General features: G+C 48.3%; 24 protein-coding genes and 1 riboswitch. Of the genes, 14 read left to right on the forward strand and 10 right to left on the reverse strand.

Features of this window, described 5'->3' with window-relative positions; genetic code table 11:
- Nucleotides 1-16: 16 nt before the first annotated feature.
- The 8 genes from VB077_RS09745 to VB077_RS09780 all read right to left on the reverse strand — a co-directional run bounded on the left by VB077_RS09745 (nt 17) and on the right by VB077_RS09780 (nt 8004).
- Nucleotides 17-3811 carry a metallophosphoesterase gene (locus VB077_RS09745; protein WP_323415033.1) on the reverse strand — a complete coding sequence of 1265 codons (3795 nt, stop codon included), beginning with the start codon at nt 3809-3811 and terminating at the stop codon, nt 17-19.
- Complete coding sequence (locus VB077_RS09750; RefSeq protein ID WP_323415034.1) at nt 3808-4122, reverse strand: hypothetical protein; 315 nt, start codon at nt 4120-4122, stop codon at nt 3808-3810. Before VB077_RS09750 ends, VB077_RS09745 begins: the two co-directional genes overlap by 4 nt.
- Before the next feature lies 1 nt (nt 4123).
- On the reverse strand, nt 4124-5134 hold the full coding sequence (locus VB077_RS09755) for a hypothetical protein (protein ID WP_323415035.1): 1011 nt from the start codon (nt 5132-5134) through the stop codon (nt 4124-4126).
- Nucleotides 5134-5703: a hypothetical protein gene (locus VB077_RS09760; RefSeq protein WP_323415036.1), complete on the reverse strand. Its 570-nt coding sequence runs from the start codon at nt 5701-5703 to the stop codon at nt 5134-5136. The genes VB077_RS09755 and VB077_RS09760 overlap by 1 nt, the downstream gene beginning before the upstream one ends.
- A gap of 125 nt (nt 5704-5828) precedes the next feature.
- Entirely contained in the window at nt 5829-6620 is a 792-nt protein-coding gene (locus tag VB077_RS09765) for a DUF6273 domain-containing protein (RefSeq protein ID WP_323415037.1), read from the reverse strand.
- Nucleotides 6621-6872: 252 nt separating this feature from the next.
- Entirely contained in the window at nt 6873-7154 is a 282-nt protein-coding gene (locus VB077_RS09770; protein WP_323415038.1) for a hypothetical protein, read from the reverse strand.
- 409 nt (nt 7155-7563) lie between these two features.
- Nucleotides 7564-7788: a hypothetical protein gene (locus VB077_RS09775; protein WP_323415039.1), complete on the reverse strand. Its 225-nt coding sequence runs from the start codon at nt 7786-7788 to the stop codon at nt 7564-7566.
- Between the two features lie 3 nt (nt 7789-7791).
- Complete coding sequence (locus VB077_RS09780; RefSeq protein ID WP_323415040.1) at nt 7792-8004, reverse strand: DUF3873 family protein; 213 nt, start codon at nt 8002-8004, stop codon at nt 7792-7794.
- Between the two features lie 164 nt (nt 8005-8168).
- Between VB077_RS09780 and VB077_RS09785 the strand changes: the two genes are divergently transcribed.
- The 9 genes from VB077_RS09785 (at nt 8169) to VB077_RS09825 (ending at nt 14770) form a co-directional block, all read left to right on the forward strand.
- Nucleotides 8169-8576: a helix-turn-helix domain-containing protein gene (locus VB077_RS09785; protein ID WP_323415041.1), complete on the forward strand. Its 408-nt coding sequence runs from the start codon at nt 8169-8171 to the stop codon at nt 8574-8576.
- 27 nt (nt 8577-8603) lie between these two features.
- Nucleotides 8604-8828: a hypothetical protein gene (locus VB077_RS09790; RefSeq protein WP_323415042.1), complete on the forward strand. Its 225-nt coding sequence runs from the start codon at nt 8604-8606 to the stop codon at nt 8826-8828.
- A gap of 12 nt (nt 8829-8840) precedes the next feature.
- The gene (locus tag VB077_RS09795) at nt 8841-9458 is read left to right on the forward strand and encodes a hypothetical protein (RefSeq protein WP_323415043.1); all 618 of its coding nucleotides are present in this window, start codon (nt 8841-8843) and stop codon (nt 9456-9458) included.
- Nucleotides 9459-9485: 27 nt separating this feature from the next.
- Nucleotides 9486-9728, forward strand: a complete 243-nt coding sequence (locus VB077_RS09800; RefSeq protein WP_323415044.1) for a TM2 domain-containing protein — start codon at nt 9486-9488, stop codon at nt 9726-9728.
- A gap of 80 nt (nt 9729-9808) precedes the next feature.
- A complete protein-coding gene (locus tag VB077_RS09805) occupies nt 9809-10894 on the forward strand; it encodes a site-specific integrase (RefSeq protein ID WP_323415045.1) in 1086 nt (361 codons plus the stop codon).
- A gap of 612 nt (nt 10895-11506) precedes the next feature.
- Complete coding sequence (locus tag VB077_RS09810; protein ID WP_323415046.1) at nt 11507-12628, forward strand: hypothetical protein; 1122 nt, start codon at nt 11507-11509, stop codon at nt 12626-12628.
- A gap of 92 nt (nt 12629-12720) precedes the next feature.
- Complete coding sequence (locus tag VB077_RS09815; protein WP_323415047.1) at nt 12721-13008, forward strand: type II toxin-antitoxin system Phd/YefM family antitoxin; 288 nt, start codon at nt 12721-12723, stop codon at nt 13006-13008.
- Nucleotides 13009-13507: 499 nt separating this feature from the next.
- The gene (locus VB077_RS09820; RefSeq protein WP_323415048.1) at nt 13508-14008 is read left to right on the forward strand and encodes a GNAT family N-acetyltransferase; all 501 of its coding nucleotides are present in this window, start codon (nt 13508-13510) and stop codon (nt 14006-14008) included.
- Between the two features lie 333 nt (nt 14009-14341).
- A complete protein-coding gene (locus VB077_RS09825; RefSeq protein ID WP_323415049.1) occupies nt 14342-14770 on the forward strand; it encodes a VOC family protein in 429 nt (142 codons plus the stop codon).
- Between the two features lie 89 nt (nt 14771-14859).
- On the opposite strand, the gene VB077_RS09830 is transcribed toward VB077_RS09825, so the two are convergent.
- Both VB077_RS09830 and VB077_RS09835 read right to left on the reverse strand, forming a co-directional pair.
- Nucleotides 14860-15354, reverse strand: coding sequence for a MerR family transcriptional regulator (locus VB077_RS09830; protein WP_323415050.1), 495 nt, complete (start codon nt 15352-15354; stop codon nt 14860-14862).
- A gap of 12 nt (nt 15355-15366) precedes the next feature.
- Nucleotides 15367-15477, reverse strand: coding sequence for a MerR family DNA-binding transcriptional regulator (locus VB077_RS09835; protein WP_323415131.1), 111 nt, complete (start codon nt 15475-15477; stop codon nt 15367-15369).
- Between the two features lie 136 nt (nt 15478-15613).
- Between VB077_RS09835 and VB077_RS09840 the strand changes: the two genes are divergently transcribed.
- The 5 genes from VB077_RS09840 to purB all read left to right on the forward strand — a co-directional run bounded on the left by VB077_RS09840 (nt 15614) and on the right by purB (nt 21415).
- Nucleotides 15614-16579 carry a potassium channel family protein gene (locus VB077_RS09840; RefSeq protein WP_323415051.1) on the forward strand — a complete coding sequence of 322 codons (966 nt, stop codon included), beginning with the start codon at nt 15614-15616 and terminating at the stop codon, nt 16577-16579.
- A 389-nt stretch (nt 16580-16968) separates the two neighbouring features.
- Complete coding sequence (locus VB077_RS09845; RefSeq protein ID WP_323415052.1) at nt 16969-17391, forward strand: hypothetical protein; 423 nt, start codon at nt 16969-16971, stop codon at nt 17389-17391.
- A gap of 425 nt (nt 17392-17816) precedes the next feature.
- Nucleotides 17817-19148: an ATP-binding protein gene (locus tag VB077_RS09850; RefSeq protein WP_323415053.1), complete on the forward strand. Its 1332-nt coding sequence runs from the start codon at nt 17817-17819 to the stop codon at nt 19146-19148.
- 112 nt (nt 19149-19260) lie between these two features.
- A riboswitch (purine riboswitch) is annotated at nt 19261-19362 on the forward strand.
- A gap of 205 nt (nt 19363-19567) precedes the next feature.
- Nucleotides 19568-20059 carry a 5-(carboxyamino)imidazole ribonucleotide mutase gene (gene purE, locus VB077_RS09855; protein WP_323415054.1) on the forward strand — a complete coding sequence of 164 codons (492 nt, stop codon included), beginning with the start codon at nt 19568-19570 and terminating at the stop codon, nt 20057-20059.
- Nucleotides 20060-20119: 60 nt separating this feature from the next.
- The gene (gene purB, locus VB077_RS09860; protein WP_323415055.1) at nt 20120-21415 is read left to right on the forward strand and encodes an adenylosuccinate lyase; all 1296 of its coding nucleotides are present in this window, start codon (nt 20120-20122) and stop codon (nt 21413-21415) included.
- Nucleotides 21416-21435 lie beyond the last annotated feature (20 nt).

A 21435-nucleotide genomic window follows, 5' to 3' on the forward strand; every position in this document is an offset into this window, starting at 1 on the left:
GTAGCCGCGCCTCCTTTCAGTCCATCGTGACTTCGCTGCCGTTTTCGCCCGCTGTCACGATGATGTTCTGCTGGAAGCGGGCTTTCATGGTCGGGTCGTGGCTTATCGCCAGTATCCTCATGCCGGGGTTCCGTGCCGCCATGTTGGTCAGCGCGTCCGCATATGCCTCGGTTCCGTCTGCGTCAAGGAAGGGCGGCTCGTCGATGAAAAGCATCCCCAGTTGAACGCCAGCCCGCCGCGCTTTTACGTCGGCCAGCCCGAGGGTGACCGCGAGGGCTATCTTGACCTTTTCGCCCCCACTGTGACTGCTGTAGGGGCGGCTCCCGCCCGTGATGCTGGTTATCCAAACGTCAAGGCTGTTGACGATTTTCTGGTTGCTCTTTTGCTCGCGCTCGGTCTTGAAGTCGACCGCCATCCGTCCGCCCGTCATGGCGGCGAGGATGTCGTTGGATCGGTGCATGATTTCGGGGACGATGCTCCGGATAATCATGTATTGAATTCCGTCGATGCCGAATGCTTGAGCGAGGGTCTGGTAGTCGTTTAGGCTCCGTGCTGTAGCCTTGACCTCGGCGGCGTATTCATCGTACTGCCTCTGTGCGTCCGCTATCGCTTCGAGGCGGGTCTTAATGCCTCCGCGCTCGGCGATGGCGTTGTTTTGCGCCTCTGTAAGCGTCCTGCGCCGTTCTGTGAGGGCGGCGAGGGCTGGTGCCTCGGTTGGTATCCTGTCTCGGATGCCCTGCGCCTCCTGCGCGGCTGTGGCGGCTTTCAGGTGGATGCCGTCGATGTCGGTCTGTAGTTCTGCTATGCGAGCCGTGAGCGCGTCTACGGTCGCCTTTGCCGCCGTGCATTTGGCAAGAAGGGCGGCGGTAAGTTCATTCGTCCGTATGACCTCGCGCTGTTCGGCAGCTTTTGCGGCTTGCTTTTCGAGGTCGGCGGCTTTCAGGGCGATTTCCCTTAATGCTTCCTCGGTCTCTTTGCGGGTCGTGAGGAGTTCCGCCTCCTGCTTGTCGAGTTCGGCAAGGCTTGCCGCCGCCGCTGCCAGCCGGGGTGCAAGTGCCGCGATGGGTTTTAGCCGGGTTTCCTCTTGGGTCAGATTGGCGGCTTCCTCTCTGGGGTTTGGGGTTGCGGCAAGGGTCGCCTGTGCCGCCTCGGTGTCCTTTTGGATGCGCTCATATTCCGTGCGGTCGGCAGCCCTCGTCTTGGAGAGGCTTTCCTGCAGTGCGGCGAGACCGTCCTTGGCTTCCTTTGCATCCCGGAGGAAGTTGCAGGTTGCCTTGTCGGGTATCGGGCATCCGCTGTCCCGAAGGATGGCGGCTTTCTTTGTTGCGGTGTCTATCTGTGCTGTAAGCGCGTTGATGCGCGTCCGGCTCTCGGCGATGAAGTCCTTCCTCGCCAGTTCGAGGGTGTGGACTTTTTGAACCGCTTCGTTAAACTGCGCCGTCCGCTCATCCAGTTTCGCGCGTTCGGCGGTGAGTTCGTCGAGCCGCTTGACTGCCGCCTCTATCTCGTCCTTGCGGGCGAGGGTGGCTTGGTGGGTCTGCCGCGCCTGTGCGATGGCTTTCAGCCCGTTATCGGTGTTGCTCGCGGTGGAGAGCAGGGCGGAGCGTCGCTCGTTGATGTTCTTCAGGTCAGCTTCAGCAGGTGCGAGTATGTCAAGCATTCCCCGTGCCGCTGTGACCGCGCTTGTCGCTTTCTCTGCGGAAGGGGTCATGTTGGCGAGGGTATTGGCTTCCTCTTGCTGGGCGCGGAGGGTTGCGAGGTCGTTAGCCTTGCGATTGGCTTCTGCCGTGAGCTTTGCCGCCTCGTCGGTCTTTTCCTGCGCTTGCCGGGTCACCTCTTGCCGGAGGGCTTCTTCCCGCTGGGCGGCGGTGATGCTCTCATCGACTACCTGCAGGTCGGCGGCGAGGCTGCCGAGGCTTTCAGCAAGAGCCGCGTCTTCGCTTTCGAGTGCGTCCTTGGCGGCTATCTGGTCGGCGAGGACGGTCATGCGGTCTTTGGTCTGGGCGATGCGTTTCCTTTGTTCGCTCGCTTCGGCTTTCGCCAGTTCCTCCAGCCGAACGTATACGCCGAGGTTGAGGAGGGCGGAGAGGACTTCCATGCGGCGGTCGCTGTCCGCTTCAAGGAAAAGCCCGTAGGCATCCTGCCGTATCAGGGCGATGGAGCAGAAGGTCTGGCAATCCATGCCGAGGGTCTGCTCGATTTTTGCTTGTGTCAGCTTCATGGTGCTGTCGCCGCAGTCTTCCCAGTCGCCGCTCTCGCCGCGCCTGTTGAATGCCAGCGTCCCTTTGCCGCTCTTGGTGCGGGTTCTGACGACGCGGTACTCTATGCCGCCCATCTCGAATTCAAAGGTGACCGCGCCGCTCTTTTCGCCCTCGCGGAGCCATCCGCCGATTTGCCCATCGCGGCTCTCCTCAAAGAGGCAGTCGGCTATCGCATCCATGAAAAGGCTGCTTTTTCCTACGCCGTTCTGTCCGTTGACCATCGCCATGCGGATGTCTGCGAAGTCAAAGGCGGCGGTCGTATAGCTGCGGTAGTTCCTGACCTCTATCCGTTTGGGGATAAAGGCTCCAGTGTGCCGGTCTGCTTCGCGTCCATCGTCCGCCTTGCGGATGAGTGGGGTGGCGAGTTCTTCAAGACGTGCGCTGTCCGCGCTGTCGGTTCCCGCCATGTCGAGGTAGCGGCGAAGGGAGGCGGCGGGGGTGTCGTCGCTGACTTCCTCGTATGCGCTCACACCGTCGTCTAAATCCTCGGCGAGTATCTCTGCGACGTGGAATGCTCCACTGTCGAGCAGGTGCTTCTGTAGTGCCGCTTTGTTCAGGGCTTTGTCCTGCTCGGCGGTCGCCGTGTATCTGACGCGGACGATTGCATCGGTCATGGATGGTATGATGCCGGGGAGTTTTCCTTCGGCAATAAAGAAGCCGATGTCATCCTGCTGGAGCCTGACCGTCTTATGCCGCCGCTCTGGGGTTGCGTGTCGTTCCGAGGTGACCGCCGCCCCGTCGATGCGGTGGATGTAGAAGCCGTGCGTGTCCTGCTCATCGTTGAACGTCAGCTGGTTTGGTGAGCCGCAGTAAAAGGCGGGGGTCTTGCAGTTCAGTTTTTGTGGTTTGTGAATGTGCCCGAGTGTCGCAAGCGTTACGCCCGTTGCGTCGATGGTCTGGGGCAGGAGTACCACATCCTGCCCTGCGAGGAACGTCGAGCCGCTCTCCGCTTCGCTTCCCGCTACGGTGTAGTGGGCGACAAGGATGCTCGGTATTGTTTTGTCGAGTTTAGTGCTAAGCCCGAGGAGAACGTCGTTAATGAGCGCGGTGGCGTTGCGGTTCTCCATCTCCTTGTCCATGTCTGGCATAAATGCCCGGAGCCGCCCTTTGTCGAATCCGGGCAGGGCGAGGATTTGCACCTCGCCCTCGCTCGTTCCGAGGGTGTACACGCCGGGCTGGGTGTAAATGTGGAGGTTCGCCTCGCCCTTGGTGGTCTGGGCGATGACCTCAAATGCGCGGGGGTTGTCGTGGTTCTCGGTGCCGAACAGAAGCACCACCTGCTCGCTCACCCGGCAAAGCGGGCGGAGGAGTTCGTTTATCGCATCGGTGATGTCTTCGAGGGCGGTGTCCGCCCAGACGCGGCTCCTGTTGAAAAGGTCACCCGCTATGATTGCGACGTTCACGGGCTTTCCTGTCGCGGCTTCGCGCGTTGCCGCGTTTGCGATTTCTATCATGCACTGGAGGGTGTCCTGTCGCCGTGCGTTCTTGCCGTCGCGTACGGGGCCGTTCAGGTCTCCAAGATGAATGTCTGCGGTGTGAAGTATCTTCATTGTGCGTCCTCCTCTCCGATTGTGATGGTTATCTCGATTTCCTCGCCCTCGGCTTGCGGCTCCTCGCCGACGATGATGCCGTGTTCTGCGAGGGCTTCGCGCCATTGCGCCTTGACCTCGTCCGAGCAGTGCGCCATCGCGTCCGCCCATGTTGGGAACCGTCCATGCTGGTCGTAAAACTTATACTGGTAGGCGAGGCTCTGTTGGTTGTGCGGCATCTCTGGGTCATGCGCTACGGCGCACATCGGGCAGGTGCCGGGCGGTGTATTGCCGAGCAGGGTCATCCCATGCTTTTCTTGAAGCTGTCCCATGTTATCGTCCTCCTTTTTTTATGGTTTGCTGGCAGGAGGGGCAGAGGCAGCGTCCGAAGTTCTTCTCGCTGTATCCCTTGATGGCTTCCGCCGTCCACTTCCTGCCGTTGCGTCCTGTGGTCTCCGTGATTTCCCCTCCGCATTCTTCGCACCATATGCCATCGCGTTGGGGCGTTTCCCAAGGCAGGGGTTCATCGACGTCCTCCTCATCGGGAGGGTAGTCACTCTCGCAGTAGCCGTCGTCTGGCTCTGCTTCAGGAAGCGCGGGTGGCTTCTGGGGCGGTGCCACGCTCGCAGGGAGGGCGGCTTTCTGCCCGCTGGGAGTCTCAAACAGAAGCCCCATGCTCTGGAGGTAGCCGCTCGCCAGCCGTTCGCGGATTTCCGGCGCGTCGAGGTTCGGCACGACGTGGGCTATCACGAAGGGCTTTGCGAGTTCCTGCTGGGTGTAGGTTGGTGCGAGGCCGAGTGCGTCGCGAATGCACCGCATGAGGGCTTTGCTCTCTGCGATGCTCGCTCTGTGGGGTAGAAACCTCTTATATTGCGCCTCGGACATCGTTGCTTTTTCCATTGAGCAGTCGATTTCCTTATCTTTGGCTATCAGCCTGAAGCCGCCGCTCGGTTCCGGCACCCGGATTGTCACGATGTACTTCACGTCGTAGGCGTGGGGGCAAGCCCCGCAGGGTTGCGCCTTGCCTGTTGCCTTGGTCATCTCGATGCACTTCAGGCAAACGTCGGGCTGGACGCTCTCGCTCGACACGATGCTGATGTTCGCGGCGGCGGCGAGTTTCATCCCTCCGACCTTTGTGATGGCGAATTTGCCGGAGGATTTCTCCTTGTAGATGTCGCGTCCGTTGCCGTTCTGGTCGACGGTGGTGTCGAGGCGTACCTCGTTGACCATGATGCGCTGCATATTGCTCATCACCTGCATGGAGGTGACAGGGATAAGGACGTTGTACTTGTCCTTGGGGTAGTTATTCAGTTGGACAACGGTATCCACTATGCGCTCGTTCATTATCGCGCCTCCTCTCGTATGTTTCGGGATTGACAGGGCGGCACGTCCGTGATAGAATATTGGTGTGTTTGAAGGCTCGCCTCTGCGTTTGCAGGGCGGGCTTTTTCTATTCCATGTGCCGCCGCAAAAAGTACGATGTCGGTGATGGTCTCGCCCAGTTCTTCGAGGGAGGCGAGAGCGGTGTTAAATACCGGACGCTCGCCCTCGTCCACGATGCCGTCGTCGGCTATTTCCTCCAGTGTGGCGGCGATGTCTTTTGCCGCCTTGCGGAGCCTCTGGGTTAAGCGCAGCGTAGCAAACGGGAGGTCGCGGTCTGTGACCTGCTTTCCTGTTGCTCGTCCTACCGGGCAGTCCGCGCAGTAGCGGATGAGGATGTCACTGCGCCCGTAGCTGCGGGCGTAGACCATCGCGTCCTCTGGGGCAACGGGTACGTCGCCCCGCTCGTGCCGCCCGATTGTTTCAGGCGAGTACGGCACTTCTATCGATGCCGTGTCTCGGCTCGCATATCCCGCCGCGATTCGTGCCTCGCGTAGGTATGTCGGAGCCGTCTTTGTTGCTGTGGCTGACATTCTTCATCACTCCCTTTCTTGATATAATTTCATTGTTAGGTTGGTCGGTGCAGTCGCACCTCTCGCCGGGGTCGAGGTTTGAGCCGCAGACTGGGCATGGTCTATAAAGCATGGGTTCCTCCTTTCTACCCGATGATGTACACGCCGCGCTCGTCTGGCTCATCAGATACCGAGATTTCAGATTTCAGGAGCAAAGCGGGGCGCAGTCCGTAGTAGCCGTAGGCCGCGTTGTCGTACGTCTCGCTCCCGTCCGTGTACACGAGGCGCACGCTGCGCGAGTACGCGGCGTACGGGGAGCGCAGCCAATACGGCCAGCCCTCGGTAGGGTTGAAGTTGCCCGGCTGGTAGCTGGCAGTCTCGACCGCCTCATCGTTGGGCGCGGCGATTTTCATGCGGAAGTCGTCGAAAAGGGGGAAGAATACGCCCACCTTGCCGTCCTCGTCGAAGCCGACCTCGGTCGCGCTCATCAGCCAGACCTTGTCGTGGGTCTCCTCGATGTCCTCGCTCATGGGGACGCGGGTGCGGATGGTCGCCTCGGTCAGTGCGGCCTTGAATGCCTCCGAGAATTCCGTCAGGAAGCCGGGGTCTTTGGCGTAGGGGTTATCCCCGTCGTAGGTGTTGTCGGCGATGGGCGGCGCGTCGTGGTCGTGCTGGGGCTTGTACCAGTCCTTGCCGTCTGCATTCAGCCATTGGCGGGCATTGCTGGGCGCGTAGTGATTGTTGCCCCAGTTTGCGCGGTTGCGGTTCGGGTTCTCGCGTTCGCGGGCATCGAAGCATCCCTGCTTGATGATGTTGTCCGTCACGCCGATGGTGCCGGGATATCCGGGAAGGTCGCGCCCTGCCACGCGCAGGATGACGTTCGGGCGGGCTTTGTCGGCGAACCGTGCGCCGATGTGAAGGTTTTGCAGTGTTTTCATTGGAGTTGCTCCTTTCGTGTTTTGAATTTGGGGGCTGTTCCCGTGGCTTTGTCCCATGTCCCGCGCAGGTACCAGCCGAGTGTGGGGAGGATGACTGCGTAAATGGGAAGGGTGATTTCGCCTCCGGGTGGGCCGTTCCGAGCGGCTATCAGGTCGATGGTCATCATCACCAGTCGGGCGATTATCGCTCCGGCGAGGATGACTGCCGTGAACCGAGCCGTCACTCGCGCATACGAGCGCGTTGTCTGTCGGTTACGCCCGCGCCGCTCGCGGTGGCTGTCGTTTTTCATGGGTCACGCTCCTTTCCGCGCCGCAGTAGAATTTCTCGCGGAACCTTGCCTCGGACACGCGTCCGGCGATGGTCTCGAAGCCCTCCGCCTCCAGTTCTTTGTTGATGCGGCGCATAATCTGGTAGGCTTTGCTCTGTCCGACGCCGAGTATCTCCATTACGTCCTCGACGTACAGGGCGCGGAGTTCGCGCTGGAGCGCGGCGTTTCGGATGTCTGTCGTTCGGTTTGTGCGGGTTGCTTGCATAGGTTCACCTCCTCAAAGGGTCGCACAGCCATGTTCATGGTCGGGTCGTTTTTGGCGACATAGTCCGCCACGAAAGCGTCAACTTTCGGTACGACGTTGTAGCCGGGGGTCTTGCCGATGATGACCTGCAGAAGCGTGGGGTACGGTACTTCTGCGGCGGCAGCTACCTGTTTGAGGGTAATCCCGTACCTCTGTGTGAACATCTTCAGGGAAAGTCCCCACTCGGTTTTCCCGTAGCGCATGGTGTTTCCACCTCCTTTCATGTGAATTGGGTGTGAATTTTTGGGTTTCCATTGTTTGCGACGATTGTTTGTGATATAATATCTAAATGGCGGAGTATGTCCGGGAGCCTTGGGTTCCCGCGACCGCCGTGGGGCGGCGGTTTCGGCTGATGCCCAGTCAGCCATCGTCAGGCGGGTAGCGTGGACGCGCTCTCTATGCTGAAGGTCTCACCCTCGGCGAGGGTGCCGCTGGTGGCAAGGATGCGCCGAAGTTGCTTTTCGGCTCCGCGCCGGGTCTTGTAGGTCTTGACGCGGTGGTCGTTGCAGGATTGGAAGTGCGCCCGTTCCTCTCGGTCGAAGCCGAGGAAATATCCACGCCCAAAGGTCGGGCATTGGGTCGTGATGATGAACATCGGTTACGCCTCCTTTGCTTCGAGCCATGCGTCGCGGGCGGCTCTGCAAGCGTCGAGCGTGGGCTTTATGCAGGAGAACAATTCGCCGTCTGTGTGGCGGTAGTCGTATTGCACGTATTTTTTCGTTTGCCGACCGACCTTGCGGGTGAAGGATTCGTATTGCTCCTGTCCGGGGGTCTTGGTGGTGGTTACGCCGTTTACTGTCATCTTGGTCATGGTAGTAGCTCCTTTCTGGCTGCCATCGGGCAGTTCGTCTGTCTTGGCTGGGCGGTGCTTGTCCGCTTTCATTGTTTGGTTGTATCGTTATTATCGCTCCTTTGAGCGGAAATGTCAATAGGTTTCCGCACTTTTGAGCGGAATTATTTTTAGGAGGTGTATCTATGGCTTTTGCGGAGCGGCTTTGTGCCCTGCGTGACGAGAAAAAGGCTAATAACTCAAAGGTAGCAGGGGATATAGGGGTCTCTGACAGCCTTTTTGGTTCGTGGTGCAGAAACGAGAAAAAGCCCTCCTTTGAAAACATCTTGCGTCTCGCGGATTATTTCGGTGTGTCTGTCGACTACCTGCTCGGTCGCTCTAATGAGCGGCAGAGTGTGAGCGGTCTTTCCGAACAGGAGGTCAGTCTTCTCGGTCTGTTCCGCGACCTGCCGAGTGATGCGCTCCGCGATATGGTATATCAGCAGGTGCGGACGGCGGTCGACGCGCTCTCTGCGACCTGCTCCAGTGAAGCCCCTGAAAGGGGCGAGAAAAAAGACGAAAGCCACGCGTCATCGCATGGCAAGGCAATCTAATTTATGTTGATTGGGGAGGGTATGAAAATGGCGATTAAAAACATGACCGTTGGGGAATTTTCGGCGGAGGCTCACACCTTGCCGGGGGTGGTTCTTTCCGGCGATATTATCCGCGTGGACTGTGACAAGGCTGGGGCGTTCGTCATCATGGAGGAGCCTGAATACATAATGATGCGCGACGCGCTGGAAGCGATGATTCGCCTCGGTGCCGATGGCAAGCTGCCGGATGAGTTCCAGCGGTTCGTTCGATAGGAGGTGTGCGCCGTGGGTCTGTTCTCTAAAAAGTGCGAGGTCTGCGGCACGAGATTGCCAGACAATCGTAGGTATAAGGGCGTGTGCAATCCGTGCGGCGATACCTACAAAATGTTGAAGGGGCAAATCGAGGACACGCTTGCAGTCATCGAGCGAGCGAAGAATGCGGTTACCTGTTACGACCGATGCCTATTCGGGATGGGTCTTATTACAGAGTTCCGTCGTTTTGTTGATGCGGGTTTCTGTAAGTACCCGAGCGGGCGGTCTTTCGACGAGTGGGCGAGCTACCTCGCGGAAAAAGCAAATGCTTTCGCTTTAGTTATTCGTGAGCAAAACGAGAAGCGTAAATTCGATAAAAAGGTCGGGATACCGCATTTCGGGAATTGGAAGCGTTTGTATAAGTTATCATCAGCAGAGCCGGGTGCCTGCAAGGGGTGCTGGGCTAATCCCGCCGTAAACGATGCAGGTTTTTGCCTCACCTGCCTTGTTGTAGGGACTGGGGCAAATCAGGACGACATGGATGCTTTTCTGTCCTCCGGTGGCGGGTCGGGGCTGTCGGGGGAGGATTTAACCATTGCCCTCCTGAAATGGAAGCTGGAAAAATCTAAGGGCGGTATCGCCGCCCTGTAACGTTCAATAAATGAAAGGGGTGTCATTATGGGACAAGAGGTTAATTACGTAACGGTCAAAAGCGAAAAGAGCAAGAAGACGGCTCTCATTCTCTGCTGTCTGGGGTTCTTCTGCTTTGCTGGTCTCCACTACTTCTATGTGGGGCGCATTGGGAAGGGGCTGCTCTATCTGTTCACCTTGGGCTTTTTCCTCATCGGCACGATTGCCGACGTTTTCAAAATTGCCGGGGGCGGCTTTGTTGACAGCGCGGGCGCGCCCTTGCGGAAGTAGCCGAGGGCTGAACGCAAAAAAAAGCCCCGCCGAAGTGGGCGGGGCTGGTATCTTAATGCTCGATGAAGGGAGGTGCTGTTGTGCCTGTTTATAAAGACGATGAGCGCGGGACGTGGTATGCTCTGTTCTATTACACTGACTGGACGGGTGCGAAACGCCGGAAAAAGAAGCGCGGCTTCGAGCGCAAAAAGGACGCGCAGGAATACGAGCGCGAGTTCCTCGCCAAGACGCAGCGTTCGCCGGATATGTCGTTCGCCTCGCTGGTAGCTCTCTACAACGACGACATGGAGGGTCGGCTCCGCGAAACAACGCGCCAGTCGAAAGAGTGGATAATGAACACGCACATCATGCCGTTCTTCCAAGACCTGCCCGTCAACGAGATAACACCCGCCCACGTGCGGAAGTGGCAGTCTGGTCTTCTGGCGAAGGGCTACGCGCCGACCTACCTGAAGTCCATCAATAACCAGCTGGTCGCCGTGATGAATTACGCGGTGCGGTATTATAAACTGGGGTCTAATCCTTGCCACGCGGCTGGGTCGATGGGAAAGAAGGACGCGGATACGATGAAGTTCTGGACACATGAGCAATTCGAGCAGTTCATCGAGTGTGTGGAGCGGTGGCCGGCCCGTGTCGGGTTCCTTCTGTTGTTCTGGACGGGTATGCGCATCGGTGAGCTGCTTGCGCTGACCGAGGCAGACTTCGACTTCACACGCGGCACGGTGTCCATCACGAAGAATTTTCAGCAGGTGAAGGGCATTCCGACCATATCGGAGCCAAAAACGCCCAAGAGCAAGAGGACGGTTCCCGTTCCTGCCACTGTGCTTCAGGCAGTGCAGGATTATATTCCGCGCCTCTATGACTACGCGCCCGGTGATCGCCTGTTTCCCTACACAAAGGAGTATTTTCATCATGCCATGCGTAAGGGGTGCGCCGCGTCCGGCGTGGAGTACATCCGGCTTCATGACCTCCGGCACTCCCACGCCTCGCTCCTCATCGAGATGGGGGTTCCCATCCTGCTCGTTTCGGAGCGTCTGGGGCACGAGGATGTCGAGACCACGCTCCGAACCTACGGGCATCTTTACCCGAACCGCCACGACGACACCGTCCAGCGGCTTGACGAGTTGATGGCTCCGCCTCCTCCTGAAGATGGGGGAGAGGATGAATAGCGTGGTACGATTTTGGTACCGCGCCGGGAAAAAGGGAGGCGTTTTTAGTACCATGACGTGGAATATGTGTAAAGCAAAACACGGAAAAACGCCGTTTAAGCCGTGGTGTCTAAGTGCCACGGTAGAGTGGGAGTAGAAGCAATGAACCCCGAGAGTCTTGGAAATAAAGACTTTCGGGGTTGCTTTTTGTTTAAAATAATGGAACGCTCGACGCTTTTCAGCAGGAGGAACGGGTATTGCGAGTATACATCGCAACAGCCGTTCCTCCTTTGTCATATAAATACTTTTATAGACTCAGAAGGATATTTATCCCAGCAGGAAGAAGACATATAAAGTAAAATAGACGAACCTAGTTCGGGAATACCTTAGTATTTGGGGATATAGGAACGTGATTCATTAATTACATGTAATCTGACATTTCCAGCAGGACCGTCCGCCGTCCATGGCGGGATTTTACTCGGGATGGACTCTGAAGCCTATGTTTACGTCGGGGTATAAAGAAAAGCCAAGCTGAGTCACTACTACGGTAAATTGTTATGATGAATAATGAGAAGTAGAGTGCATAGTATTTTGGGTATGAATTAAAGTATATAAAGTGGAGGGAAATGTTTTGTGAAGAAATTTGTCTTGTTAGTATCCATATGCATTTTGATTTTACTAGAAGGCTGTTCTTTAGAACGGTCTCCATCTATAGAAGTTAATGATGGTAAAAGGACAATTACTGATGCAATCGTGGAATTTTACGAAAATACCACTGAGCCTATTATAATATACGATCAAATTTCTTTTGAAGGTGGTACGCTCGTTCTTGCTGAAAAGATTATGGATGGAGAACATTATCCAGAGCTTCACTTTGTTGATGATAACTACAAGGTTACATACCTCACACAGGGCAGCTATTGTTGGACTCTCAATTATACACAGTTTAAAGGGCATTCCATATATTTCGGACTTGCGGGAGTGGAATCACGTCAATGCCAAGCTAGTCTGATTCCTGCTGAAAAGGTAGAGGCTATTTTTTCTAATAAAATAGTTAGTGTGTTGACAAACAAAAAAGTTGTCGAACCAATCAAACCTTTGGAGAAAGACAGTCGAAAATTTGACAACCCTCAAGGGTATATAATGCCTGTCGAAGGTAGGGATATACCGGAGGATTTTGTTTTTATCTTTGGCAATAGAGAAAAGAAGTCTATTTCGAAGATGCTTATCGAGCGTAGTATCGATTATATGCCTGATTATCTTAAGTCGAACAAGGCAGAGGTCTATAATTCTTTTGCTTTTACATACACACCTATGCTCACTCCTATCGAATGGGATCAAGGATATAAGGAAGGCGAAATTTGCCTTGAAGGTAAAACCGATCTGAATGGCAATCGAAATGCTCTTTTTTTACGGCCAGCAGGGCATATGAGCTTTTTGGACTCATTTATTCTACCTCAGGATATTAAGCCATTGTACCTTTCTGACAATTATAGAGGAATTGCGAGCTTTTCAATCGGTGAGACAGTTGCAGTGAAGTATCCATTCAAGAGAGCGCTCATGGATTGTCGTATACTGAAAGTAACTAAGGAGAAGGTTGAAAGTGAACCCGGTCAGGACAGCTTTGATGTAGTAAACATCGATGAGAAGGGGCAGATCATAATGCCAATGGATAAGGGATATTACCTGTTCTTACTTCGAACAAATGAGAATAATAATATTCAAACATATACTGGAATGTTTATTATTAACTAGGAATGGAGGGGACGGTAGTAGCTTTGCTCTACGGTTGTTAGTTTAGCATAATTATGATAAAATTACGCTAAACTAATTAAGGGGTGAGTATAATGCCTCATATCAGACCAGTTTCAGATTTGAGAAATAATTTTGCTGATATTTCAAGGTTTGTCCATGAAACTGCCGAACCTGTATTCTTGACCAAGAATGGTTATGGGGATATGGTTGTAATGAGCATGGAAACTTATGAACGTAAAATGTTTGAAAGTGAAGTATATTTCAAGCTGAAGGAAGCTGAATTGGAAGCCAAAACAACTGATAAGAGATATTCCCATAAAGAAGTTTTTGACGAATTAAGGGCAAAACTTTCTAACAGGGTGGACTCTGATAATGTATGAAATTAGATACCTGTCTTTGGCAAGAAAGGATTTAACTGATATTACAAATTATATTGCAGACCATTTAAAAGCACCAAAGGTAGCAATGGATTTAACAAAGATTATAAAGTGATATAATTGATACCACAGAAAATATAAAAATGAGTGAAAACAGGCGTACTAAAAACGTACTAATATTTTCTGAAGCCTGTTTTTGTCCAAAATAAAGGAACGCTCGACGCTTTTCAGCAGGAGGAACGGGTATTGCGAGTATACTTCGCAACAGCCGTTCCTCCTTTGTCATATAAATACATTTATAGACTCAGAAGGATATTTATCCCAGTAAGGAGAAGACATATAATTGAATGTTATCCGAAATCGTACAAAGGCCGCGCGTCCATGCGCGGATTGGGGATTAGTGGTAACTATTGCGCATTTGTAGCATATTGCGTAGCAACATTCACTCCAATTTAACAAAAATGTATTTCAAAGTTTAGAAATTTAATAATGGAGGACAACAATGAAACACAAAATTGAATTGATGAAATCGTTAGATTGGGAACAGGTGAAAGCAATTTATTTAGAAGGAATAAACTCAAATATAGCAACATTTCAGACTGAAGCACCTACTTGGGAAAATTGGGATAAAGGTCATATTAGTTCTTGTAGATTAGTTGTACGTTCAGGAAATGCTGTATTGGGTTGGGGAGCATTAAGCCCTACTTCAAGCAGAGATTGTTATGCAGGTGTAGTTGAGGTTAGTATCTATATAGGTAAAAAATATAGAGGACAAGGCATAGGAACAATTTTACTTAAAAATCTAATAAAACTATCAGAAGAAAATGGTATTTGGACTTTGTATTCAGCAATCATAAGAGAAAACATTCCAAGTATATCCATACACAAAAAATGTGGCTTTAGAGAAATTGGTTTTAAAGAAAGGGTAGCTAAGACAGGTAATGGAGTTTGGCATGATGTAGTTTTAATGGAACGAAGAAGTAAAATAGTTGGTTTAAATTAATTGTATAAAAAATTTATGCCAAATCCTTATTAGAGGATTTAAGAACTGTAGAATTAGATACGCACACTATTCCGATATAGCGTACTAAATTGGTACGGAATTCAAGGGGCCGCTGTCCATGGCGGCTTCTAGATCTGGGGGCGTACGGCATCGGATAACAGCACGTTCTCGCCACTTAGAGAAGATGAATGCGGTTAAGGCGCAACGGGAACCTGCGGGACGTTATCCGAAATCGTACACAAAATCCGCGCGTCCATGCGCGGATTTCAAGGAAGGGTTTTGTAGCTCTGTTCATCTGAGTTCAGTAATACCACGGTATGGGGGAATTTTATTGTGGTTAGACTTAATACGTTAATACCTGAATTAACTGTTTCAGATATAAGTAGGAGTCTTTACTTTTACTTAAATATTCTTTCGTTTGAATTAGAGTACGAGCGAAAAGAAAATAAATTCGCTATGCTCTCACTAGAAGATTCTCAAATTATGATTGAAGAGAGAAATGGAAATTGGGAGACAGGAAATTTAATATATCCATTCGGAAGAGGAATTAATTTTCAAATAGTAGTAAATAACATAGATAAATTGTACACAAATGTTGAAGTGCATGACTATCCAATTAAAATAGAATTGGAAGAAAATTGGTACAGGGCGAATAATAAATTATTAGGACAGAAAGAGTTCTTAATTATGGATCCAGATGGGTACCTATTAAGATTTGCTCAGAATATAGGAGAAAGAGAAATTGCAATGGATAATATTTAATGGTAGCGGCAGTTTAGTCTCGAGGGATTAGTCCAAGTAGCCGTGATCTGGAGTCTGGGGCTAGTAATTATAGGGTGCAGGTTCTGAGATTAAATTTTATGTGGGAGAGCGATAAGTGTGTGTAAAAAAGTTAGGATGCTTGATTTATTTTTAATAAGCATCATCGCTCTGGTTGGGATGTAGTAATCATCTCCCGGAAGTTCTTGATGGGGACATATTCCGCATCCAACTTCATTGAACAGCAGAAAATAGACCATACCTCGGAATGAGGTATGGTCCTCAGTTTTTATTACAGCATGGCCTTTGTAATGTATTAGTTCTTCCCATCGTTTGGTCAATGTCTGTACTTCATCCGAAGTAGGCGGAGTGACTTTCTCCATTTCTGCTCTAACCCTCGCGATTAGTTGAGGCCATTCACTTTCTACCGCTTTAATTTTTTCGGGGCCGAGAAATTTTCCCTGTTTTTTGATTTTCTCCAAACGTATTTGAACAACGTCGAAAAGGGATAGCCCCTTTTTATAGAGAATGTTACTAATGTCATCGAGTGAAAAACCCAAGTTACGCAGCGATGCAATCTGCTGCAATCGTACGATATCCTAACTCGTGTACAAACGGTGACCGCTTTCCGAATGTTGAGAAGGGGAGAAAAGACCAATAGTATCATAATGGTGAAGAGTCCTTACTGATAATCCGGTTTGTTTTGAGATTTCGCCTACCTTCCAATATTCTTTGTTGAATCCTCCGTTAACGGTTTTAGTTTATTGTTGCCGGCGATTATAGTATAAAACCTCACGTAGTGTTAGGTTCAAGCTTTTTTTGAATTAAGGTTGAGGAGGCTTAGAATTGAAGTTTAAAGTTAATATCCTAAATATCTTCTTACTTGTATGTTTAATTGTAATCGTTCTTCCAGTTGATGCTGTGGTTTTAAAAACAATAAGTTTAGTCATTTTGTTAATAGGATTAAACTTTACTACGTTATCAATTGCATCTGTTGGTTTCTTAATATACGGTCTTTTACTGGTTGATTTTGGGGATATTTTTCTTGACGCTTCGGCATTTACGGGTTATTTTATGATAAAAAAACTTAATCTTTTTCTTGTCCTTTTATTGGCTTTTGTTGTTAATATCATAATAGTTTCGATAAAATTATACCGGCTTAATTTGCCTATAAAGGAGAAATTCATATTAAGAATTAATTACTATTTCAATCTTCTAATTTATAAAATTAGATTTCTATATCCGATTTTGGCCTTCGTCTTTTTAATTTTCACAGTAATTTATTCTTTCGCAGGAATCTACTCCGCTTATGAGGACAAATATTATGGATACTATGCTGTTAATGTTCTTGAGGATAAACCAGAAAATATACAAATTGAAGAATTTCAAGATAGCCAGGCAATACGGGCTTATTATTTAAGTAAATATGATAATAAAGGCGAGTTATTGTTAAAAGAAGAGGTTAGGGTTTGCGGTGATATTAATGTTTATGGACCATTAGGGGATAAGATTTTTATAGATACCTATGATGCAAAAGGTAAGTCAATAGATCATACACTTATAGAACGGGGATTCTCAAACACTAGTGATAATTATAATTTAGTGAATAGTATTGATACGTTATACTTCAGTTGTGTAACTATTTTTACGGTTGGGTATGGTGATATTACCCCAATTGCCCCTCAAATTAAGCAGATAGCACAGATTGAGATGCTTACAGGATATTTAATAACCTGTTTATTTGTTCCATTTTTGATCGTGGCAGTTCAAAAACTCATTGAGGGAGAGATAAAAAAGTCCAAGCTAAGTTAACATGCGTCGTGTTCCGCTAAGACAATTATTTTTGCGGCCGTATTGCTGCCCATAATGTTTAGCGAGTGCCTGCAGATTTAATGAAGGCTTATAAGGTCTCAAAGTTCGTAAATTCGCCTAAAAATGACGGGCCAGGGTGTTTGTTACCTGCTGAAGCAAAGCTATTCTAGAAGCAACGATTAAGGATAAATGACAGATGACGGATTTAAAGAGATATCAAAAAAGTTTGACGAAAAAGAGGTTTTATTATATTATAAAAGTGAAAGAAATAACAAGAACAATAGCAGAAGCAGTAGTAGTAGAAATAGCAAAAACAGTGACTTTAGTAATAAAGGTTGTAAAATTTGTGTATCTATTTTTAAATTTGCTGAATTAAGGAGGTCATGTTTATGTCAGTAACATGTCATGAATTAGAACTCATTCAAAGATTTACTTCAGCAGGTAAAGATGGCGGTATAAGAGAGCTTTGTAAGCGTGAAAAAGAGAGTTATGAAGAAATATTTGCTGATCTTTTAGCAAAATATAAAGAGAAGGCCGGTAGTATACCTGAGGATGCGGAGATTCAGATCATTAATAATTTTACGACAAGCCATGATGAGTGTGTATCGCCAAAGGGCTTGGTCAACGTTAGCCTGGAATATCTTGCGAGATTATTAACGTTTGCAGATACGGCAGGTTATCAATGGGAAGTCAATATTACGGAGAATAAAAATACCCACTTTAAAAATTTATATAACTATAATGTAAAAGTTAATTGTACAAAGAAGGAATTCGTAGATATGGCAGTGGGTAAGGGTTTTAGATGTGAATAATAAGGTAAGTAAAGGGATCACAAGATGAATTGTGTATCCCTTTTATTTATTTTAATTTAGAGATCAATTTCGATAATAAATTACAATATATCACAAATTCAACGAAAAAGTTCTTGAAATCGGTTGACTTGCTACCTTGTGCTTTTTATAATATTTATTAAGAAAAGAAAATTATAATTAGAGCCTTTTAAAATAGAGAATAGATATATTAAAAGATTAAATATATATAGCGGACGTATCTTATTTCCTTGACTAGCAAACTCATGAAACGGTAACTGGTTTCTACACTGCAGATGAATTTGTTTGCGAATAATAAAATGAGCATGTTGCAGGTAGGATAATTGCAAGGGTCTTTGACCAGAATCGTTTTAGAGATTCTGGTTTTTTAATTATTTTTATTTTGATTAAAGAGGTGAGGACAAAATTTGGAGACAGATCAGTATTGTCTAGATAAATATAGAACAACAGCTCAGAATCAATTGAATACTAATAATTCGAAAGCCGTTTATAAACTTTCTATTATTTTGGCGTTATTTACGTTCGGATTAATTATTATTGATTTTCTAAACTTTAAAAATGGGTTATGGATAAGTAAACCCGGGTATAAGTTATTATTTTACCATCATATTGTCTTTGGGGTCGGAATGATATGCTATATTTTAGGATACATATTTCTTAAAAATATTATGAGTACGCATCGCCGTATACAGCAATTTTATATTTATAGTTTTCTTCTTTTTGGCATTAACATGGGTGCATTGGTTTCCGGCTGGACGAATCAATATATTCATGGACAAATCAGCGGGTATATTATTTGGTGTTTTTTATTGGCTGCATTTTTCTACCAAAGTCCGAAATATTCGGTTTTGATATATGGGCAATCCTACATCGCTTTTTTAATCTATATAACGATGTCTCAAAACGATATCTATGTTCTTCGGTCACATTATATCTATGGAACCTCAGCTGTTATTTTAGGGAACTTTTTATCCATTTATTTCTCAAAAGTGTTTTTAAAAATTAAATTATATTGCTATAATCTTGAAGATGTTATTCAAGAACGAACGACTAAACTTGAAGAATCAATGCAAACGATACAGAAATTGGAACGGTTGAATTTAATCGATAAAATGACCGCCACAGTTGTTCATGAAGTTCGAAATCCGCTGACATCCATTAAAGGATTTCTCCAATTATTGAAAGACAAACCCAATCATCCCGATAGCGTTGAATTCTTTAATATTATGATCAATGAAACGGACAGAGCAAATACTATAATTGAGAAGTTCTTATCGATCAGCCGAGATAAAGAGACGGTTATGGAGCGGGGAAATCTTGAGAAGGTTGTTACTTCTATCCTGCCTCTCCTTGAAGCAGATGTTATCCATCGGAATATGAAGTTGTTCATTGATCTTAGAAAAGTTCCGGATACATTACTCAATGAACAGGAAATTGATCAAGTCTTATTAAATCTTTCGAGAAATGGGATAGAAGCTATGGCCGAGGGCGGCTGCTTAACGATAAAGACCTATCAAGAAGGTGACGAGGTAATTCTCCTTGTCGCAGATGAAGGTTCAGGAATCCCTCCCGAAGTATTAGAAAAACTGGGGACTCCCTTTTTTACCACAAAGGAAACAGGAACGGGACTGGGCTTGGTGGTTTGCAATAGCATTGTGGAACGACATAATGCCAAACTTCAAATTAAATCGAGTGCTGAAGGGTCATCATTTGAAGTGCACTTTAAATCTATGTTCTGATAATTTGAACGCCCGGGAAATCTCGAACATTAGAACAAGAAAGATATAAAATGTTCGATTTTTTCGTTGACCTTTAACTTAATCTAGGATAGAATGAATTCAGGTTAGTTGAACACATAATTTCATATACGTTCATATAATCGCGGAGATATGGTCCGCAAGTTTCTACCGGGTTGCCGTAAATAGCCTGACTATGAGCGAAAGTGTGCCTAGGGCAAGAAGATTTATGATACTCTCAGAAAGTATAACCTTAGTCTTTACCTAGCGGCACAGAACCCCTGTATGCGGGTTACACCGAAGGGATAAAAGCCCAGGCGGATAGTTTCACTCACTCTTTTTTTGAAAAGCATTGTTTTCAAAAGTATTGTGGAATTATCAGCTGGGCTTTCTTATTTTATTATCATTAAAGGAGTGATGGTATGAACTCGGTTGGCGTTATCATGGGGAGCGATTCAGATTTTGCTGTTGTTGAAGCAACTATTAAAGTCCTTAAGGAATTTGAGGTCCCTTTTGAAGTCAAAGTTTCTTCAGCTCACCGAACTTTAGAGAGAACCTTAAACTGGGTTAAATCATTTGAAGGGCAAGGAGGCCGGGTTTTAATTGCCGCCGCCGGAATGGCAGCTCATCTGCCCGGCGTTGTAGCTGCTGCTACGACGTTACCGGTGATTGGGCTTCCGATTAAGAGTGGGGCTCTTGACGGTGTTGATGCACTTTATGCAATTGTGCAAATGCCCCCGGGAATACCGGTAGCTACCGTTGGGATTAATGCCGGGAAAAATGCGGGATTGCTAGCCATTCAAATCTTGGCACAGACTGATTCCCGTTTGAAAGAGGCGCTTAAAGCGTATCGCCAAAAGATGGCTGCGGAAATTGAGACAAAAGATCAGGCTATCCAGGAAAAAATTAAATAATATTTGAAAGTGTCTTATTCGGGTAATGATAAGGAAAATGAAAAGAAGGGGCTTTAAGAAGTGATTGAACGTTATACACTCCCAGAAATGGGCCAAGTTTGGACAGATGAACATCGTCTGGAACTCTGGAAGAAAATCGAAATCGCGGCTTGCGAAGGTTGGGCCCAATTAGGAAGAATTCCGGAGGAAGCGGTTAAGGTTATCCGTGAAAAAGCAGCTTTTTCATGGGAAAGGGTTCAAGAAATTGAATTGACGACACATCATGATGTTCTTGCCTTTTTGACAAATATGGCAGAGAACATAGGAGATGAGGCAAAATACGTCCATCTGGGACTGACTTCCTCTGATGTTCTGGATACCGCACTTTCTTTACAAATGGTTGAAGCAAGCGATATTCTTCTGGGTAAAATGGACAAGCTTGAAGCGGCTTTGGCTAAACGGGCTTTGGAACATAAGGATACCTTGATGATGGGCAGGACCCATGGTATTCATGCGGAACCGATCACCATGGGACTGAAATTTGCGCTCTGGTATGAAGAAATAAAACGTCAACGGAAACGCTTGGTGTTTGCCCGTGAGGAGATCAGGGTCGGTAAAATCTCCGGCGCAGTGGGGACGTTTGCCAATGTCGAACCGGAAGTCGAAGAATGGGTTTGTAAATCACTGGGTCTAAATCCGGCGCCGATTTCCACGCAAGTTTTACAACGCGACCGTCATGCCTTTTATGTGACGACTTTAGCCGGTATTGCTGCTACCCTGGATAAAATAGCCACTGAAATCAGAAATCTGCAAAGGACAGATGTTCATGAGGTCGAAGAACCCTTTGCCAAAGGACAAAAAGGTTCCTCAGCAATGCCTCACAAGAAAAATCCGATTACTGCAGAACGGATTTGCGGCTTAGCCAGGGTTATCCGCGGCAATGCACAGACAGCCCTGGAGAATGTTGCCCTTTGGCATGAACGGGATATTTCTCATTCCTCCGCCGAACGCGTGATTCTTCCGGACAGCACGATTGCCCTTGACTATATGCTCCAGAAGATGACGGGACTAATTGAAGGTTTGCGAGTATTCCCTGATCAAATGCTGGCTAATGTCGAAAAGGTTGTCGGTCTTATTTTCTCCCAACGCGTAATGTTGGCTCTTATTGAAAAAGGAATGAGCAGGGAAACGGCTTATGCCTGGGTGCAGCGTAATGCTTTACAAGCCTGGGAAACAAAAGAACCCTTTATAAATTTAGTTTCCAATGATCCGGAGATCGAGCAATACCTGACTGATCAAGAGATTGCAGACCTGTTTGATTACTCTTATCATACGAAACATGTTGATACAATTTTCAAACGCGTCGGGCTTCTCTAACTTGCGAATTTGAAAGGAGA

Origin of the sequence: Desulfitobacterium sp. (assembly GCF_034927245.1) — a bacterium.
In the GTDB taxonomy this organism is placed as follows: Bacteria; Bacillota; Desulfitobacteriia; order Desulfitobacteriales; family Desulfitobacteriaceae; genus Desulfitobacterium_A.

What these genes read in the sequence shown, in the direction of transcription:
- VB077_RS09775 (WP_323415039.1), bottom strand. Translation starts at nt 7,788, where the DNA reads ATGTTCATCATCACGACCCAATGCCCGACCTTTGGGCGTGGATATTTC.
- VB077_RS09745 (WP_323415033.1), bottom strand. Translation starts at nt 3,811, where the DNA reads ATGAAGATACTTCACACCGCAGACATTCATCTTGGAGACCTGAACGGC.
- VB077_RS09820 (WP_323415048.1), top strand. Translation starts at nt 13,508, where the DNA reads ATGAAACACAAAATTGAATTGATGAAATCGTTAGATTGGGAACAGGTG.
- purE (WP_323415054.1), top strand. Translation starts at nt 19,568, where the DNA reads ATGAACTCGGTTGGCGTTATCATGGGGAGCGATTCAGATTTTGCTGTT.
- VB077_RS09845 (WP_323415052.1), top strand. Translation starts at nt 16,969, where the DNA reads ATGTCAGTAACATGTCATGAATTAGAACTCATTCAAAGATTTACTTCA.
- VB077_RS09750 (WP_323415034.1), bottom strand. Translation starts at nt 4,122, where the DNA reads ATGGGACAGCTTCAAGAAAAGCATGGGATGACCCTGCTCGGCAATACA.
- VB077_RS09785 (WP_323415041.1), top strand. Translation starts at nt 8,169, where the DNA reads ATGGCTTTTGCGGAGCGGCTTTGTGCCCTGCGTGACGAGAAAAAGGCT.
- VB077_RS09790 (WP_323415042.1), top strand. Translation starts at nt 8,604, where the DNA reads ATGGCGATTAAAAACATGACCGTTGGGGAATTTTCGGCGGAGGCTCAC.
- VB077_RS09800 (WP_323415044.1), top strand. Translation starts at nt 9,486, where the DNA reads ATGGGACAAGAGGTTAATTACGTAACGGTCAAAAGCGAAAAGAGCAAG.
- VB077_RS09770 (WP_323415038.1), bottom strand. Translation starts at nt 7,154, where the DNA reads ATGCAAGCAACCCGCACAAACCGAACGACAGACATCCGAAACGCCGCG.
- VB077_RS09760 (WP_323415036.1), bottom strand. Translation starts at nt 5,703, where the DNA reads ATGTCAGCCACAGCAACAAAGACGGCTCCGACATACCTACGCGAGGCA.
- VB077_RS09780 (WP_323415040.1), bottom strand. Translation starts at nt 8,004, where the DNA reads ATGACCAAGATGACAGTAAACGGCGTAACCACCACCAAGACCCCCGGA.
- VB077_RS09755 (WP_323415035.1), bottom strand. Translation starts at nt 5,134, where the DNA reads ATGAACGAGCGCATAGTGGATACCGTTGTCCAACTGAATAACTACCCC.
- VB077_RS09765 (WP_323415037.1), bottom strand. Translation starts at nt 6,620, where the DNA reads ATGAAAACACTGCAAAACCTTCACATCGGCGCACGGTTCGCCGACAAA.
- VB077_RS09815 (WP_323415047.1), top strand. Translation starts at nt 12,721, where the DNA reads ATGCCTCATATCAGACCAGTTTCAGATTTGAGAAATAATTTTGCTGAT.